11 protein-coding genes are annotated in these 16,115 nt (G+C 50.1%); 5 read left to right on the top strand and 6 right to left on the bottom strand.

Annotated elements, in window-relative coordinates; all coding sequences use genetic code 11:
• Positions 1 to 111 precede the first annotated feature (111 nt).
• The 4 genes from ACO0LC_RS09700 (at position 112) to ACO0LC_RS09685 (ending at position 3,608) form a co-directional block, all read left to right on the top strand.
• Positions 112 to 1,848, top strand: a complete 1,737-nt coding sequence (locus ACO0LC_RS09700; RefSeq protein WP_423002461.1) for a hypothetical protein — start codon at positions 112 to 114, stop codon at positions 1,846 to 1,848.
• Between the two features lie 8 nt (positions 1,849 to 1,856).
• Complete coding sequence (locus ACO0LC_RS09695) at positions 1,857 to 2,261, top strand: hypothetical protein (RefSeq protein ID WP_423002460.1); 405 nt, start codon at positions 1,857 to 1,859, stop codon at positions 2,259 to 2,261.
• A gap of 99 nt (positions 2,262 to 2,360) precedes the next feature.
• Positions 2,361 to 2,765: a hypothetical protein gene (locus tag ACO0LC_RS09690; protein WP_423002459.1), complete on the top strand. Its 405-nt coding sequence runs from the start codon at positions 2,361 to 2,363 to the stop codon at positions 2,763 to 2,765.
• Positions 2,766 to 3,056: 291 nt separating this feature from the next.
• Positions 3,057 to 3,608, top strand: a complete 552-nt coding sequence (locus tag ACO0LC_RS09685; RefSeq protein ID WP_423002458.1) for a hypothetical protein — start codon at positions 3,057 to 3,059, stop codon at positions 3,606 to 3,608.
• Between the two features lie 166 nt (positions 3,609 to 3,774).
• On the opposite strand, the gene ACO0LC_RS09680 is transcribed toward ACO0LC_RS09685, so the two are convergent.
• Genes ACO0LC_RS09680 through ACO0LC_RS09670 form a run of 3 tightly spaced genes read right to left on the bottom strand, consistent with a single transcriptional unit; the run spans position 3,775 to position 6,858 of the window.
• Entirely contained in the window at positions 3,775 to 4,371 is a 597-nt protein-coding gene (locus tag ACO0LC_RS09680; protein WP_423002457.1) for a hypothetical protein, read from the bottom strand.
• A gap of 40 nt (positions 4,372 to 4,411) precedes the next feature.
• A complete protein-coding gene (locus ACO0LC_RS09675; RefSeq protein ID WP_423002456.1) occupies positions 4,412 to 5,827 on the bottom strand; it encodes a peptidylprolyl isomerase in 1,416 nt (471 codons plus the stop codon).
• Positions 5,828 to 5,835: 8 nt separating this feature from the next.
• On the bottom strand, positions 5,836 to 6,858 hold the full coding sequence (locus ACO0LC_RS09670; RefSeq protein ID WP_423002455.1) for a phospholipase: 1,023 nt from the start codon (positions 6,856 to 6,858) through the stop codon (positions 5,836 to 5,838).
• 547 nt (positions 6,859 to 7,405) lie between these two features.
• Between ACO0LC_RS09670 and trmB the strand changes: the two genes are divergently transcribed.
• Positions 7,406 to 8,122, top strand: a complete 717-nt coding sequence (gene trmB, locus ACO0LC_RS09665) for a tRNA (guanosine(46)-N7)-methyltransferase TrmB (RefSeq protein WP_423002454.1) — start codon at positions 7,406 to 7,408, stop codon at positions 8,120 to 8,122.
• A gap of 29 nt (positions 8,123 to 8,151) precedes the next feature.
• Here trmB and ACO0LC_RS09660 read toward each other — a convergent pair whose 3' ends face one another.
• The 3 genes from ACO0LC_RS09660 to ACO0LC_RS09650 all read right to left on the bottom strand — a co-directional run bounded on the left by ACO0LC_RS09660 (position 8,152) and on the right by ACO0LC_RS09650 (position 15,581).
• Positions 8,152 to 12,006 carry an EAL domain-containing protein gene (locus ACO0LC_RS09660; protein WP_423002453.1) on the bottom strand — a complete coding sequence of 1,285 codons (3,855 nt, stop codon included), beginning with the start codon at positions 12,004 to 12,006 and terminating at the stop codon, positions 8,152 to 8,154.
• Between the two features lie 286 nt (positions 12,007 to 12,292).
• Entirely contained in the window at positions 12,293 to 14,806 is a 2,514-nt protein-coding gene (locus ACO0LC_RS09655) for a DEAD/DEAH box helicase (RefSeq protein ID WP_423002452.1), read from the bottom strand.
• Positions 14,793 to 15,581 (bottom strand): fumarylacetoacetate hydrolase family protein, encoded by a 789-nt coding sequence (locus ACO0LC_RS09650; protein ID WP_423002451.1) that lies wholly within the window; start codon positions 15,579 to 15,581, stop codon positions 14,793 to 14,795. The genes ACO0LC_RS09655 and ACO0LC_RS09650 overlap by 14 nt, the downstream gene beginning before the upstream one ends.
• Between the last annotated feature and the right edge of the window lie 534 nt (positions 15,582 to 16,115).

The following is a 16,115-nucleotide window of genomic DNA, read 5'->3' as shown; positions in this document are numbered from 1 at the left end:
ACCCGAGCTTGGGTAGCCTCTTTTTTTTATCAAAAATTAACGCTGTATTGATAGCTATACATAGGTCCAAAAAGGACAGGTATTGCAATTTCATTTTATAAGGAAAAAACAATGGCAAATTTCCAAAGAATTTTTGGCGATGATGGACTTCCATATCTCATCGATGCATCACGCGTAGGAACGAATGAAAGTAATTCTCCATGGAGTATTGGCAGTGATGATCTTGAACTCAGGTCAGAGCCACCACCATTTGCTCGTGGCATTGATATGGATTTTGGTTATGGTCAGGACATGGCACGTTTCAGAGAGGATACAGCGAGTCGCCTTGGATCAATGGGCGCGTCATCTGATTTAACTGATTTGACGAGATCGAATTTTCTACGTGCAGAAAAAGCAGATTATCAGAACGATGACCTCGACAGGCGTTACGTGAGCAGGACTGGCGACACGATGGCAGCATTATTCAAGAAGGAATTTGGTTATACGCCAAGTAGCGGGGAGTTAATACCTTTTGCAAATATGAATGAGATAGCTAATTCTCGACTATTACAAATAAAAAAAAACGATGCGAGTAATTTTTTAACACCTGACTTGAGTTTTGACAAATTTTGTATCTCACCGAGACCAATTCAATCCAGAGGCTTATTAAATAGATATGAGGAAAATAGTGATGAAAATGACTTCTCTGGAAAAAAACCTCAATGGGCGTCTACCAGTGATAGTGATGGTATGAGCGATATGGATGACCGTAACTTATACGGTAATCTGGAATTGGGCAGCGATTCTGCTGATAGTTGGGCAACACCAGACGCAAATGCACCGTTTCAAAATGGCGTTGTACTTGACAAACAATCAGGCCGGAGAAATTTATTGCCTTCCTATAACCCGGCGGAGTTGCAAAAGGCTGGTTATAAAAGGAATGCAATATTCTTTCAAAGCCCGGAAGACCAAGATGGCCATGTGATTCGAAGCATCGCAGATGTACATAATTTTGAACGTGAACAGGCACGCGCAAGATTAGCTCATGACTTGGACACATCTATTCCCAAGAAATCGATTAATGACTATCAGACTTCAATTGGTTTGCGTAAATATGCGCAGGACATGTATGTGCAAGGAAATATGCAAGAGGCTTATGCAGCGAATCGTCGAATCATTGCATTGCAAAATGAAAGAACTTCTGATGCTCTTAAAAGTGCATTTCCAGGGATTCCGAAAGAAGATGCAGATATGTTTGGAGGAATGATTTTTTCTGAACCACAGATGGTCCAGGCACCGGTCGGATATGGACAGGCAACAAATTATGCAGATACCTTAAGAAAAAATGGGGGCATTACCAATACGCCAAATGCAACAGGCTTTCATAAATCTATAGTGCCAGGTTTCAAAGAATTTGTCGGGCCTATGACTAAGACAGATTTTAAAATATTGTTTGGCGAGGCCAAGCCAGGAACAAACCAAATTATTGGCGGGCATTCGCCAGATGTTTTGAAATCACCACTATATACGATGAATTCAAATAAGGTGATTAATCCAGATGATACAATTTCAGTTGATAAGTTCAAAGGCCCTGTGGTCCGAAAAGATGGAACATATGCTTTGTCAGCAGGAAAATCACCGAACATACATACTATAGCCCCGCCAGATTGGAATAATGTAGAGGTTTTGAGGGCTGGTCAATTGACAGCAAATGCGCCAGGGATACTGCTTCGTGATGTGAGCGGCGTGAAAACCACTTTGCATACTGGTTATTACAGAGGCGTACAGTGGCAAGTGATAAAGGATAATGGCGTTGTTACGTCGTCATTTCCTGCCGGGACACGTCCCATTGTACCTACCGTACCTTAAGGAAAAAAATGGATGAAAATAAAGTAGATTCATTTGAAAAATTGCTAGGAACTGAAACCTCCTCATGGCAGGAATATAGCATGGGGATTGCCTCAGAAGCCTTAACTTCGTTTTCTAAAGATGATTGGGAGGTTTTGTTTGCCGTAACTTTGGCCAAACCGCTTTACTGGCAAGAGCGCTGTGCTGAAGCCATTGGTTGTCTGGAACACAGGGAAGGCCTTGCGATTTTGATGGCTTTGCTGCTGTCTCCATCCAAGGACATCGCAGTGACTGCAGTCATTCAACTTGATTACACGTCGGCGCAATTGCCACGGAGATTCGAGACTACCCTAAGGAATTTGCTGGTGTATGTAAATGAAAATAAGATACCGCTCGATGATGTGATAAGGGATTTGATTGATCGTTTAAATTGAATTGCAGAAGAACTTCCGATGAACGGTGTTGATGCAGGCTAGCTTTATTTGCGCAGTGTGATCGCCCGTTTATCCGTAATGGTGATCTTAAGGAAAAAAATGGATGAAAATAAAGTAGATTTATTTGAAAAATTGCTAGGAACTGAAACCTCCTCATGGCAGGAATACAGCCTGGGGATTGCCTCAGAAGCCTTAACTCTGTTTTCTAAAGATGATTGGGAGGTTTTGTTTGCCGTAACCTTGGCCAAACCGCTTTACTGGCAAGAGCGCTGTGCTGAAGCCATTGGTTGTCTGGAGCACAGGGAAGGCTTTGCAATTTTGATGGCTTTACTGCTGTCCCCATCCAAGGATATTGCAGAAATTGTAGTTGTTCAGCTTGATTATATGTCGGCACAATTACCGCGAAGATTTGAGGCCACTCTAAAGAATTTACTGGTTTATGTAAATGAAAAAGGGAGTCCGCTTAGTGATGAAATAAGAGGTTTGATTGATCGCTTAGTTTAAATTGAATCGCAAATATCTGGAGCGCAGATAAGAAAATCGCAAGACTTGAGTAAGAAATCAATTAGCGCATTGTTCTTACGTTAGACAGATTTAATACAAGTGGCAAGGTATCACACCAGAAAACTGACCTGTGAAGGTGACTTGGATGAAATCCATTGGGGCGGATTCATTCAAGGTGGCACACTACTTATGAAAATAAGTGCTGGTATATTCAGTATTTACGTTACCTGAAAAAATCTGATCAGAGTTTTGAATTTTTAAATGCAGGGTAGAGAACTCAGAATATAAAACATGAATATGAATATCGCGATGATCAAAAGAAACACATTGATGCTATCAATGGGATTATTTTTCTCACAGTCTATATACGCGATAGGCATTCTTGATGGCGTTGCAAAAATATTTCCTGGAAAAACTCCCTTATTATTTACTACTGGAGTTTTATCCAAATCAGATGAAGTTCAGCTTGAATTTTTTGGCAAAGACGGGAAGGAACAGTGCTGTACAAAAGCCTTTATTGAAAAAGAAATTCGGGTAGGACCAGATGACTTTGTTACTGATGCGATGGAGCATCGGGATATGCATGTGTATGGCTTGAAACTTAGTAAATCTCTAGCCTATCCAGATCCATTTATAGGGATTGCTGTTATTGGGAAAAATGTGAATGTACAAGCCAAGGGCGCGCAATATCTAATCACCGATGAAAAATTGACTTCAACAGTGTCAACTTGTTATAGCCAGGAAGGAATGCACGTGATCAGACGTGAGGGCAAGAAGAAGTTGAGTCATTTCTATATTCCTCTGGGATATGATGTTGAGCCGACTTGTCCTAAAAAAATGTAGATGCAAGGTAGTTACTTTGTAACTCCGATTTATTTTCTGTTCTGTGAAATCTGTAATCCAAGGGCCTTCGCTTGCCACTGATCGTATTCATTGCAGATTGAGACTGCATTCGGTATCTCATGCAGGAATAATGCATGCATATTTTTCAGCACCACCTTTTAAGAAGTTATTTCAAATTTGTTTTGGTAACATTCCCGCTTTGCAATTCAGGATGCTCGTTAAGAAGCTGGCCCTGCATGGCAGTGATGCGTCGTAATTTTTCTTCGCCTTTGGCAATATCTGCGGCTGCAATACCCATGTCGTGGGCGCGGGCAATCGCTGCGCGCAGTCGTGGTATTTCTTCATCTGCTGCCTGTACATAGGCGGCATACAGACGTGTGTTTTGCCTCGCTTCGTATTGCTGATAGGCTTTGGGATCTGCCAGCTCGGCGGCGCTGGGCATTTCTTGCGTGACTTGAGTATGCTCTATGGGGGGCGTACGCGGGTCGCCATCGCGGGTAGCGGCCAGGCTTTGGGCGGCAGAAAGTAGTGGCCCGGTGGCCAGTAAAGGCACGAATTTTCTTTCGTCATTGCGTTCAGGGAAAGGCGGCGGCCATGATGCCGTGCTTTGTTGCGCGGGTTTTCCAAGCGCAGCCGTGCTGGATGAAGCGGCAGCGGTTTGCAGAGGGATTTGCTTGTCCTCGGTTTGCGGCCACAACAGCCAGACGGCGGATGCTGTCGACGTTACGATTGCCGTTGCGATGAGTATGCTCTTGTTTATCATGACCCTGCCTCGCTGGTTGTTTGCTTAGATTATTGCTCAGTTATTGATAATGCTGTGCCTGCCTGGTTTCTATCTTTGCGCTCTTACGCAATTGTGCTTGCAAAGTGGATAACTGGCGTATGGCTTTTTCTTGCGCTAACGCCAGGCTGGCCTGGTAACGCACGGTTTCTGAGGCCGGGTCCTGGTAGCCTTCAATGCGTTTTTCTACCAGTACGATTTCCCAATAGGCTTTTTCATTGGGCGCGACAGCAGCACGTATGGGCGGGGATACCTTGCCGGGCTCCTGCATGTAGGCCAGTTGTTCCAGCCATGATAATTGTCCCCGGTGGGCAATGATGCCCAGGTCGCCACCTTGCTGGGCATCTGCTGCGGTGGAATACTGCCTTGCCAGGCTGGCGAAATCACCGCCGCGCTGCACCAGTTCAGCGACTTGCCTGGCCTGCGCTTCATTGTCGAGGCGGATATGGCGTGACTTGACTGACACGATGCGTTTGAATTCTTCCTTATGGGTGCGAAAGTATGCGGCAACTTCTTTGGGCTTTACTTCAGCGGCGAGCTGGTTCAAGAGCCTGCTTTCCGAATCGGTATCGGCACCTATGCCATGCAGGCTCATGATGGCTCGCACGGTATTTTGCTCTTCCACTGCCTGTCTCAAATCCCTCAGTGCCGGTTCACCAAAACGCTGGCGTGCCCAGTCCAGCACATACAGGTTGGCCAGATAGAGTTGCGCCTGTTGGCGTATGTAGTCACGGTTACGATTGAAAAACTCTACTCGTCCTTGTACATTCTGGCGACGGAACAGGGCATACAGGCTGATAGTGGCAGCTGGCGCAAAGTTGCAACGCAGGACCAATACATGGTTCGCCGCCGCCTGCTGTGAGGGGTTCAGGCTATAGTCAAACATGACCCTGTTTCTGGGGCCGAAAACCTTGCTCAGTTCATCTTCTTCCAGCTTGCCTTGTTCCTGGATCAGTGCATCGAGTCTGCCACCGGGGAGTTTGCCGATGGCGGCTTCCAGATCCTGGCGATAAACGGTGCGCAGATAGCCGCTCAACTGGTTGTCCAGCATCACGTCCGCTTCAAACGCCACCCGCCGCGATGGCTGCAATTCTTCTTCGCTAAACTGGGCACGGCCTGCAACAGCCAGCAAGCGATTATTGACTATGTTGTCGAGAATATCGGCCTGCCTGGTTTTTGGTTTTTCCAGTTGCGTCATGTGGGCGAGCACGTCCAGTGTCAGTTTATATATAGGGGCACCATTCAGGCGGGCCACCAGGTCGGACTGAAGAGCCGCCTGGCTGGCCGCCGCAGTTGGTGATATGTCTGCCGCCATCGCAGCAGCAGACATAGCCAGACACAGTACAGACAGGCAGCTCTTCATGCCCATGAAACGTAAGGTACTGAAGATACCCATCAAGCCCATTTTTACTTGCAAGCTGCTGCCTGGTCTGTACATGGTCTGCCTCAGCTATTCAGACGGTTGGCGGCACGGTTCAAGACATGAACCATCATGGCGATGGCGTGTGGCACCACCAGGCGGCCAACCCGAATGCGGTCATTCTGATCAGTGGAGGAGAGTACGATGCCGCCGTTTTGATAAGAGTAAGTGCCACCCTGTGTCAGCAATTGGCGAATGTCGGTGGCATTTGCTGCCAGCGGTGTGAAGTCGGCCATGGCTGATGCGACCAGGGCTGGATCATTCAGTTTCTGACTGTCGTAATAGCTGTTGACCCATTGCTCCCAGCCTGAGTGATTGCGGGCCGATGTGGTCCAGGTATGATGGGGTTGCAGCAGGTCGGTGGAGTGCATGACAAAACCCAGGCTTTGCAGGCTGGGGCTGCTCAGAAACTGCTGGAACCAGTACTGCGCCAGATTGTCTATAGGCTGGAAAGGGATTTTTTCAAAGTCAGCATATTGGGCTGGTGTTGAATAACCACCCAGGCGGTAATGCGCTTCAGTCACGCCATAGGTATTGTATTTGCTGCTGTCGCCGAACCAGCCTTTCATGCCGCCAGGGCCGTCATCAAGATAGTCACCGACCAGCCATGACGCTGCCAGATTGTCGATATCGCCAGCGACGGTCAGCTTGGCATAATTATAGCCACCGAACGGGTTGCCGTGCACATCAGGGCCCGCAGTATGGTTTTGGAAATGCCAGTAAGAAGTGTATTTGACGATACTTTGCGCAGCACCCCAGATCGGTGCCAACTGGCAATCACCAGTGACTGCGCCACAGATATAGGTGTCAGCGAAATCATCGACATCGTAAGCACCCTGGCCCATGGCCGTGGCGAACTGATCCACGGTATAACCAGCTTTTGCCAGGCCAGTGACCAGCGCTTTGTAGTTGGTTTTGTCAGGATTGTTTTTCATGAAAGTCACTGCATCAATGGCGATGCGGCGATGGGTCTCTTGCTGGAAGGCATGTGCAGGGGCAAAACAACAGAGCAAGGCAGCCACGGCTGCCACTTTGAAAACGGATTTCATAGAACTTCCTTGAAGTTTGTTTATGTAAAGGAGCGAAACTCAGACCGCTAAAATGATCGCCGCGACATGCCCCTGTCTCTTGTGCGGGAAACAGTGAGCTGGCAGCAAGCATGCACAAATATTGGAATTTAAATAATTTCAGTGCATTAGCTTTTTAACATGAGGGGAAATGAAAAGCTTATAGTTTTCTCTAGAATGTGACCTCTAGTGTCTCGTAATGAGCACGTCACTTCGATGGGGTAATGATAGGTGTCGTGCTTTAGTCATGGCTGCTAAAAAAACAGGCTAATCCCTGATCTTGAAGGCCGGCCTCATGTTCGCCGGCGTCTATAGAATTTGCCTGGCATAAGATGCAAAAAGACTAAATCCTATGGTGGAATTTCTTCCTGTAACGCTCATCTGGTAAAATACGGCTTTTGCGTAACAAGTGACTTCAAACCGGTGCATTAAGCCACCATGCAAGTCGCAGCGCTTGGGCATTTGCTCAAGCCACAGACTGAGTTTGTTGTCCCACAAGTAACTCATCCCTTCTTTTCTGATTTCCTGTATGTCTGAATCCAAACCTGCTGAAGGCGTAAAGCCGCTGTTTTATGATCCTACTGAGCGCCGCATCCGTAGCTTTGTCACCCGTGCCGGGCGCTTGTCTGATGCACAGGCCAGAGCAATAGAAAACCTGAGTCCGCGTTTTTGCATCCCGTATCAAAAAGCACCGCTGGATGTAGACGCCGCATTTGGTCGCCAGGTACCAACGGTGTTTGAGATCGGTTTTGGCATGGGCGAGACCAGTGCCAAGATTTCTGCAGGCATGCCTGAGAAAAATTTTATCGGCGTCGAAGTGCACACGCCAGGCGTAGGCAGCCTGCTCAAGCTGACGGATGAACTGGGTTTGCAAAACCAGCGCATCATCCAGCATGACGCCTTTGAAGTGCTGACACATATGATCGCTCCAGCCTCTCTGCATGGCATACACGTGTTTTTCCCCGATCCCTGGCATAAGGCCCGCCATAACAAGCGTCGCTTGATACAAGGCCCGCTGGTGGCCTTGCTGGCCTCACGCCTGGCCCCTGGAGGTTATCTGCATTGCGCCACGGACTGGGAAGAATATGCCGTGCAAATGCTGGAGGTGCTGAGCGCTGAAGCGGCATTGGAAAATACTGCCGATGGCTATGCCCCACGCCCTGATTATCGCCCCGTGACGAAATTTGAAAACCGTGGCTTGCGTCTCGGTCATGGCGTGTGGGATTTGGTATTTAGCAAAAAATAAAACAAAACTGCTGTGTGCTTAATACAGGATTAATGCAAGACTTGCAGTGCTGGCCTGGTACGCAAGTCACGCCAGCGCGCTTCGGTCTTCCAGCGTACTGACCAGTCGACAAACTCATCTGCTGGCATGGGGCGGGCTATGCCGTAACCCTGTGCCAGACGGCAACCCAGTTCCAGCAACTTGGCACCATGTGCCATGGTTTCCACACCTTCGGCAATGACCTGGCGGTCGAAGGCTCCTGCCAGGCGTATCACGCCTTCGACGATGTCGAGGTCTTCGACATCGGTTAGCATGTCGCGCACAAAACTCTGGTCTATCTTCAGGGTGTCTACTGGGAGCTTGCGCAGATAGGTCAAGGATGAATAGCCAGTGCCAAAATCATCCAGCGCAAAATGGATGCCCATTTGGCGGCAGCGGTTAAGTATGGCCACTGCTTGTTCCATGTCAGCGATGGCAGCGGTTTCCAATACCTCCAGCTCAAAATTGCTGGCCTGGAAGTAGGGGTGGGCGCGCAAGGCTGCTTGCAAGTAGTCACAAAACTCAGGGGCCAGCAAATGATGTGCGCTGATATTGGCACTGACGCAGATGGCTATGCCGCGTAGCTGCCATTGATAGGCTTGTTGCAGGGCAGCCTTGATGACCCATTCTCCCAGGGATTTTTCCAGCCTGCTGCCATAGATGTGCGGTAAAAATTCGCCCGGCGCCAGTATGCCGCGATTCGGATGCTGCCAGCGTATCAGGGCTTCGGCACCAACAATTTCTCCACTGATCAAATCGACCTTGGGCTGGTAATACAAGATAAATTCATCACCGTCCAATGCAATTTCCAGTCTCTCCAGGATCTGCCTGCGTTGCTGTGCCTTGCGGTCACTTTCCGGGTCAAACAGGTGGTAACGATTTTTCCCGGCTTCCTTGGCCAGATACATAGCATGGTCGGCATGGCGTAGCAGGGTATCGGCATCGACATTATCGTCCGGGTAAAGGCTGACACCTATGCTGGCCGAGATACTGACTGTCGTCACATCTATCTGTATGGGTTGGCTGACACCTATCAATACACGGTCCAGTATCATTGCGCTTTCTTCTGCGGATGAAATGTCGGACAACAAGACAGCAAATTCATCCCCCCCCAGGCGCGCCAGGGTATCGTCGGCACGCAAGACGCGCTTGAGGTTCTCTGTCACGCCTATCAATAAGCGGTCACCGGTCGCGTGTCCGTATTTGTCATTGATGTCCTTGAAGCCATCCAGGTCAAGGAAGCAGACTGCCAGGGATTTATTGGTGCGATTGGCGCGGTTGACTGCCTGGCCCAGGCGGTCCGCCAGCAGGCGGCGATTTGGTGCGCCGGTTAACGGGTCATAATGGGCGATACGGTCGAGTTCGGCTTCATGTGTCTTGAGTTCGCTGATGTCGGTGAAGATGCCAATATAGTGTTGAATCTCTCCTGCCGCATCGCGCACCGAAGAGATGGACAATAGCTCGGGGAAGATTTCACCATTCTTGCGCTTGTTCCAGATTTCACCGCGCCAGAAATCATCTTCCTTGACGGCATTCCACATTTCAGCATAAAAACTGGCATTGTGATGGCCAGAGGCCAGTATCTTGGTGGATTTGCCGCACACGTCTTTTTCGGCATAGCCAGTAATGCGGGTGAAAGCTGGATTGATCTTGGTGATGCAACCCACAGGGTTGACCACCATGATGCCTTCGAAACTGCTGGAAAACACGGTAGCCGCCTCGCGCTGTGTCAGCTCCATCATTTTTTGCGCGGTGATGTCGGTATGGGTGCCAGACATGATAAGGGGCTTGCCCTGCTCATCCCAGGCAACGATTGCCCCCCGGGTTAAGACCCAGCGCCATTCACCGGATTTAGTGCGCAGACGTAATTCCAGTTCGTGGCTGGAAGTCAAGCCCTTGATGTGCCTGTCCAGTGATGCATGGGCGGCGCTCATATCGTCAGGGTGGATATGATCGGGCCAGTGCTCAGGGGTGACCTTCATTTCTCCAGGTGCGTATCCCAGCATAGTTTCCCAGCGCGCACTGACTTTGAACGTATTGCTGAGCAGATTCCAGTCCCAGTAACCAAGGTCCGAGCCCAGCATTACGCGCTCCAGTCTTTGTTCTCTTTCCAGCAATTCGGCAGCAATGATTTTTTTCTCGTTGATATCGGCCAGAGTGCCAACCACACGCAGTGCATTGCCATCATCATCGCGGCTGACCACTCGGCCACGCGCATGGACCCACTTGACTTCAGCTTGCTTGGTGAGCATGCGGTATTCAAAATCAACATCGCCACAATGGGTGTTTTTATAATTTTTTATATGCTGCATGACCAGGGGTATGTCGTCAGGATAAATCTGGCGCTTGATAAAGTCCAAATCCTGGGTGTCTTCACTTTCGGCATAGCCTGTCATTTCATAATAACGCTGTGAGCGATAGACTCTGTTGGTAGGCACGTCCCAATCCCATAGCGCTTCGCTGGTGGCGGCGATCGCCATTTGCAGGCGCTCTTCGCTGGCCTGCAATTGCATGGCGGCGACCTTGCGTTCAGTAATGTCTTGCACACTGCCATGCAGTCTGATGAGTTTGCCCTCGGCATCTTGCAAGGCTTCGCCGCGCGCGATAATCCAGCGGTGGTTGCCATCCGGTCTGACGACCTCAGCGTCACAGGTATAGGGGGAAAACGTTTTGATGGCTACTTCGACTACGGCAGCCAGTCTGAGCCAGCTTTCAGGGGTGAAATATTGCTGCACTTCCGGATAGATCGCTGGTGGCAAGGAGGTGTCCCTGCCATAGATCATATATACTTCTTCCGACCAGGTATGAACATCGCTGCGCACATCCCAGTTCCAGCTACCTACGGCAGCCAGACGCTGCGCGACTTTCATGGCAGCTTCACTGTCTCTGAGTGCAGCCTCGGCTTCCTTGCGTTCAGTAATATCCCGGGCAATACCAAACAAGCCTTGTACATTGCCAGCCTTGTCGAGCATCGGACCCTTGGTCACCATGAAGACCATTGCTTTGCCACTCATGGTGTCTACGTATTCGTCTGCTGTTTGTATCTCGCCACTGGCCATTACACCCTTGTCTACTTCTGTAATCATACGTGCAGATTCGGGCGGGAAGAGAGCATAATCATCATGACCTATTACCTCGTGCAAGGATTTGCCTACAAACTTGGTCGCAGATTCATTGGCCAGCACATAGCGTCCCTTGAGATCCTTGACGAAAATGGAGTCTGAAGTGCCGCGTATGATAGCGTCCAGCAAATTGCGATTGTTTTGCACCTTGCGCAAGGATTGTCGCAAGGCTTCACTGAGCAGGCTTACTGCGATGCCGTTAACGATAAGAAAGCCTAATTGCAAGACATCCTGATTGGTTTTGATGGCCAGGCTATACACTGGCGGAATGACAAAATATGACAATCCCAGGCCAGCGATCAAGGTAGACAGCAATCCGGGCCCCAAGCCCCCCAGCATGGCACTGAGGATGATAGGTAAGACAAACATGATGAGCATGGGCCGGTTTTCGAAGCTGGGGGCGATGGCCAGACGCAATAGCAACACAGACAAAGGCAGGGCGATAGCCAGCAGATAAATTGGCCAGCGTATCTGGCTTTGTGGATGAAAAGCTTCCAATAGAGAACTATCCAATGCTTCTTGTTCATGGGGGGGCAGCTGTGGAACTGCCCGCAAAGCCATGAAAAAAAGGGCTGTTGTGACAATGACAAAGAACACGCCCTTTACCTTTGACAACCAGGTTATGGCCTCGACATTGCTGAAACTGGACAACAGGCTGTCAGACAATAATATCCATGCCAGCGCAAACAGCAGATACAGCGCTGAGACTGTGCTGATATAACGATTGCGTGGCGTAATCATCATAAATAAGCTGCCGTTTCAACTTTACAAAGGTAGATGAAGTCTGGCGTTATGCTGTCTGCTGCTATGCCAGCAAAGCGGAGGTAAATCGGCAAGGCCTATAGCCAGAAATATCGTGACTACTTTAAATGTTGCCTTGAGGAATTTTCCTTAGCCTAACATGTTTGCATGTGGGCTTACTAGTAAGATGTGCTATGTGTGTTTTTTTGTCAATGTACAAAAAGGCAAAATTTGTAAAATTGACATAAAAGCGACTGAAATAGTATTTTTACTAATTCACATGCAGATTTTAACGGTCGTTTGCGATGCTACTTAAGGGCGCTAGCAAGGCTTGCAGGTCTTCTGTGCTGAATTTGCTGGCAAATGCCTGGTCACAGCCGAGTACTCCCTCGGCCAGCGCTGCCTTACGCGCTTGCAAGCCCAGGATGCGTTCTTCTATACTGCCTTCGATCAATAATTTGTAGATGAACACAGCTTGCTCCTGGCCTATGCGGTGGGCGCGCGCATTTGCCTGCTCTTCGACTGCCGGGTTCCACCACGGGTCCATATGGATGATGGTGTCGGCCGCAGTCAGGTTCAGGCCCACGCCGCCTGCTTTCAGACTGATCAACATGATGGGCACTTGCCTGTCCTGGAATTGCCGGACGACCTCGCCACGGCTTGCTGTCGCCGTCTTGCCCGTCAACATCAAAAACTCCAGCTGCATTTCCCGCAGGCTGGAGGCGATCAATTCCAGCATTTCCGTGAATTGCGAGAACACCAGTATGCGGCGGCCTTCTGCCACCAGGGCCGGCAGCATGTCACCAAGCATTTCCAGCTTGGCTCTTTCCATGTCGGGCGGCAGATTGCGGCCTTTCAACAAAGCCGGATCACAGCACACCTGGCGCAACTTGAGCAAGGCATCCAGTATCGTAATCTGTGCACCATCAAAGCCCTTGCGTTGCAGGATGCGCCGCACCTGTTCGTCGGCGGCAACACGCACGCTTTCATACAATTCGCGTTGCTTGCCTTGCAGGCGCAGGCGCTTGATGACTTCCGTACGTGGCGGCAATTCTGTCGCTACTTCATCCTTGCGTCGCCGCAAGATGAAAGGGCGCACTCTTTGCGCCAGCAATTGCGCCCGCAGGGTTTCGCCATTGACCTCTATGGGTTTGCGCCACAGCCGGGCAAAACTGCGCATATCTCCCAGAAAGCCCGGCATCAAAAAATCAAACTGCGCCCATAGTTCACCCAGATTATTTTCCAGTGGTGTGCCTGTCATGCACAATCTGTGTCGCGCATTGATCTGGCGTACTGCATCTGCACTGCGGCTGGCGGCATTCTTTACCGTTTGCGCTTCATCGAGGATCAGCAAATGAAATTCCTGTGCCTTTAACACCTCAAGGTCGCGCCATAGCAAGGGGTAAGTCGTCAGCACCACATCTGCCTGTTTGATATCGGCAAACAAGTCAGCCCGTTCTGGCCCTTGCAACGTCAATACGCGCAGGGCAGGAGCCATGCGTCTGGCTTCTGCCTGCCAGTTAAAAATCAATGAAGTCGGTAGCACGATCAGGGCAGGGATATCCATACGGCCTTGCTGTTTTTCTATCAGCAAGTGGGCGAGTACCTGGGCGGTTTTCCCCAGGCCCATATCATCCGCCAGTATGCCTGCCAGATGTTGCTCGCGCAGGTATTGCAGCCAGGCTAGGCCATGCAATTGATAGGGGCGCAAAGTGACGCCGAGTCCATCGGGCGCGGCCACTGCACGCGGGCTGCCAGCTTTCTTCAGGCGCTGCACCAGGCTGCGCAGACCCACATCACCTTGCAATTGCCAGCCACCATATGAACCTGCACGCGCAGGCTGGCTATCCAGCAGGCTGGTGCGCAAGGCTTCCAGCCGGTAGCTATCCCACGCGGACAAGGGCACGGGGCCTTCGGCTTGTGGCCGGTCGGTCAACAAATCCAGCATATGCAGGACGATGGCTTTCAGCGGTGCTGCCACGGCATCGATGCGCTTGCCGCCAGGAGCGCGTAATTGTATGAGCGCCATGTCATCGATGAGGCGTATCTGCCTGGCATTGAGCCAGCGTGCATCACGTTGCAGCAGATGCGCCAGCATGGGGACCAGGTCCAGCACCTCGCCTTCGATTTCTATCCCCAGACTCAGCATCCATGAGCCTTCACGCGCAGGCAGGCCTAGTGGCGTGATGATCTCGTGACGACCACGCATGCGTGATGCCACCTGCTTGCCAGTAATTGCACCGGTGTTTTCATCAATGATGAGATGCCAGGCATCGACAGGTACGCTCTCATGGGCAAAGCCAGGACGCACCACGACCAGCCAGCCGAGTGCCTGCATCTCAGGCAATTTTTCAGCCCAGAAATCAGCAAAAAATCCTTCCTGCACCAGACTCCAGAGCGGACCAAAATTTTCTGCGATGCGCTCATTGCGCCATTGCAGGCTGGCAGCGGGCAAGGGTTGCAAAGCGATATCCCAGACCTTGTCCAGCGCATCCGCCTCTGCACCCAGATCGCGTAGCAGGCTCAGTGGCTTGCCATCTTCGTCATGCAGCAATTGGGTGGAATGCGGCCGACGATTCAGCAATGCAGTGGGAGCTGGGGTTTGCCAGCGCAAGCCACTGTCGGTGTGGTACAGCCAGTCAATTTCTACCACCGTGACACTACCGCCACGCGGCCCAAAGTCACCACTGGGTTTCATGCCCAATAAGCCATCACCCCGGTGCAGGGTTTGCAGGGTGATGCGCGGGCGGAAATGCCCTGTCACTTCAGGCAAGCCACGCGGTGCTGGTTTATTTTCCTTCAAAACGCGTCCGTATCAAACCCAGTTCGCCAAACTGTACCTGGATATCCGCACCAACATGCACGGATGGGCTGCCTGCATATGATCCGGTAATGACAGCCTGGCCTGCTTGCAAGCCCAGGCCCTTGCTGCGCAAAAATTCTGCCAGCCAGTACAAAGGCAGGCGTGGCTGGTCAGCCGGGTGTTGCCCATGCAGCGTGATGTCGGTTTGGCCAGCTATACTCAGCGTAATGGAGAGTTGGCTGGTTTGTTCTGCTAACTGTGGATCAACTATGGGTCCAAGTAACAAGCCCTGATTAAACAAGCCATCGGCAAAATGGTCATGAAAATTCAGTTGCTCTGCATCTGTATAGCGGCTGTCTATCAACTCCAGTGCCAGCCTGGTTTCTGCCACTGCGGCTTCTACATCTGCTGGCGCGTAGGGCGCGACCCTGGCAGGCAAATCATGAGCCAAGATGAAAGCCAGTTCAGGCTCTATCTTGATCTGGCCGTCCCTGGCCCAGACAGCACAGATTTGTGTGCCGGTGTCATGGACATCATAGCCAAAGATGGGGGCAACTACCCATTTGTAGGGAGCATCAGGCGCATCATGTGCAGGCAAGCCGCATTTCCAGGCCGCGATGGGCTGACTTATGAGCTTGCTGACTTGACACTGTATGGCAAATGCCGTATCCAGATTATCTGGGCGAAGTGCTGCAGGCAGGGCATCACCTTGCCTACCGCTTTGTCGTCTTTCCAGCAATATTTGGGCTGCCTGATGGATATAGTCTGGGTTCATGAGTGTGATGTCATTGACATGATCGAGCAAATGCGAAAGCTGGCATTTTATAGTGCCAGGGTTTTCAATGCTGACTGCAGGTTCGCCAATTCACCTATTTTTGGTTTCATTTATTTATCCCTGTATTTGCTGATGCTCGCGAGACGGAATAGTAAACCCTGACGCGAGGTCAGGCACAAGAGGTGGAATGGATAAGTTGGAGATTGTCAAATGAATATTTTGAATTAGCAAATACTGTGTGAGATAAGCACGGAATTTAAAAGATTGTTACATTTCATGACAAATTCGTTTTAATAAAAATTTTACTTTTCTATAATGTTGTGGTTGGTAATTTTAGCTTATTATTTAAGCAACAACCTCTTTGTGAATTTTGACCGGAGCCCTAAATGGCTAACACAGCTGCTGATATCCAAAAGCTTTACATCGCTTATTTCAACCGTCCAGCGGATCCAAATGGTCTGAATTACTGGGCAGCGCAAAACATGACGATAGGTCAAATTGCTGACTCTTTCGCCAAGCAACCAGAATACGCCA

The organism is Undibacterium sp. JH2W, from assembly GCF_049340425.1.
Taxonomy (GTDB): Bacteria; Pseudomonadota; Gammaproteobacteria; order Burkholderiales; family Burkholderiaceae_D; genus Undibacterium.
Note: the sequence above shows the minus strand (reverse complement) of the source record. Positions and strands in the feature narration are given on the sequence as shown.

What these genes read in the sequence shown, in the direction of transcription:
- ACO0LC_RS09700 (WP_423002461.1), top strand. Translation starts at nt 112, where the DNA reads ATGGCAAATTTCCAAAGAATTTTTGGCGATGATGGACTTCCATATCTC.
- ACO0LC_RS09695 (WP_423002460.1), top strand. Translation starts at nt 1,857, where the DNA reads ATGGATGAAAATAAAGTAGATTCATTTGAAAAATTGCTAGGAACTGAA.
- ACO0LC_RS09690 (WP_423002459.1), top strand. Translation starts at nt 2,361, where the DNA reads ATGGATGAAAATAAAGTAGATTTATTTGAAAAATTGCTAGGAACTGAA.
- ACO0LC_RS09685 (WP_423002458.1), top strand. Translation starts at nt 3,057, where the DNA reads ATGAATATGAATATCGCGATGATCAAAAGAAACACATTGATGCTATCA.
- ACO0LC_RS09680 (WP_423002457.1), bottom strand. Translation starts at nt 4,371, where the DNA reads ATGATAAACAAGAGCATACTCATCGCAACGGCAATCGTAACGTCGACA.
- ACO0LC_RS09675 (WP_423002456.1), bottom strand. Translation starts at nt 5,827, where the DNA reads ATGTACAGACCAGGCAGCAGCTTGCAAGTAAAAATGGGCTTGATGGGT.
- ACO0LC_RS09670 (WP_423002455.1), bottom strand. Translation starts at nt 6,858, where the DNA reads ATGAAATCCGTTTTCAAAGTGGCAGCCGTGGCTGCCTTGCTCTGTTGT.
- trmB (WP_423002454.1), top strand. Translation starts at nt 7,406, where the DNA reads ATGTCTGAATCCAAACCTGCTGAAGGCGTAAAGCCGCTGTTTTATGAT.
- ACO0LC_RS09660 (WP_423002453.1), bottom strand. Translation starts at nt 12,006, where the DNA reads ATGATGATTACGCCACGCAATCGTTATATCAGCACAGTCTCAGCGCTG.
- ACO0LC_RS09650 (WP_423002451.1), bottom strand. Translation starts at nt 15,581, where the DNA reads ATGAACCCAGACTATATCCATCAGGCAGCCCAAATATTGCTGGAAAGA.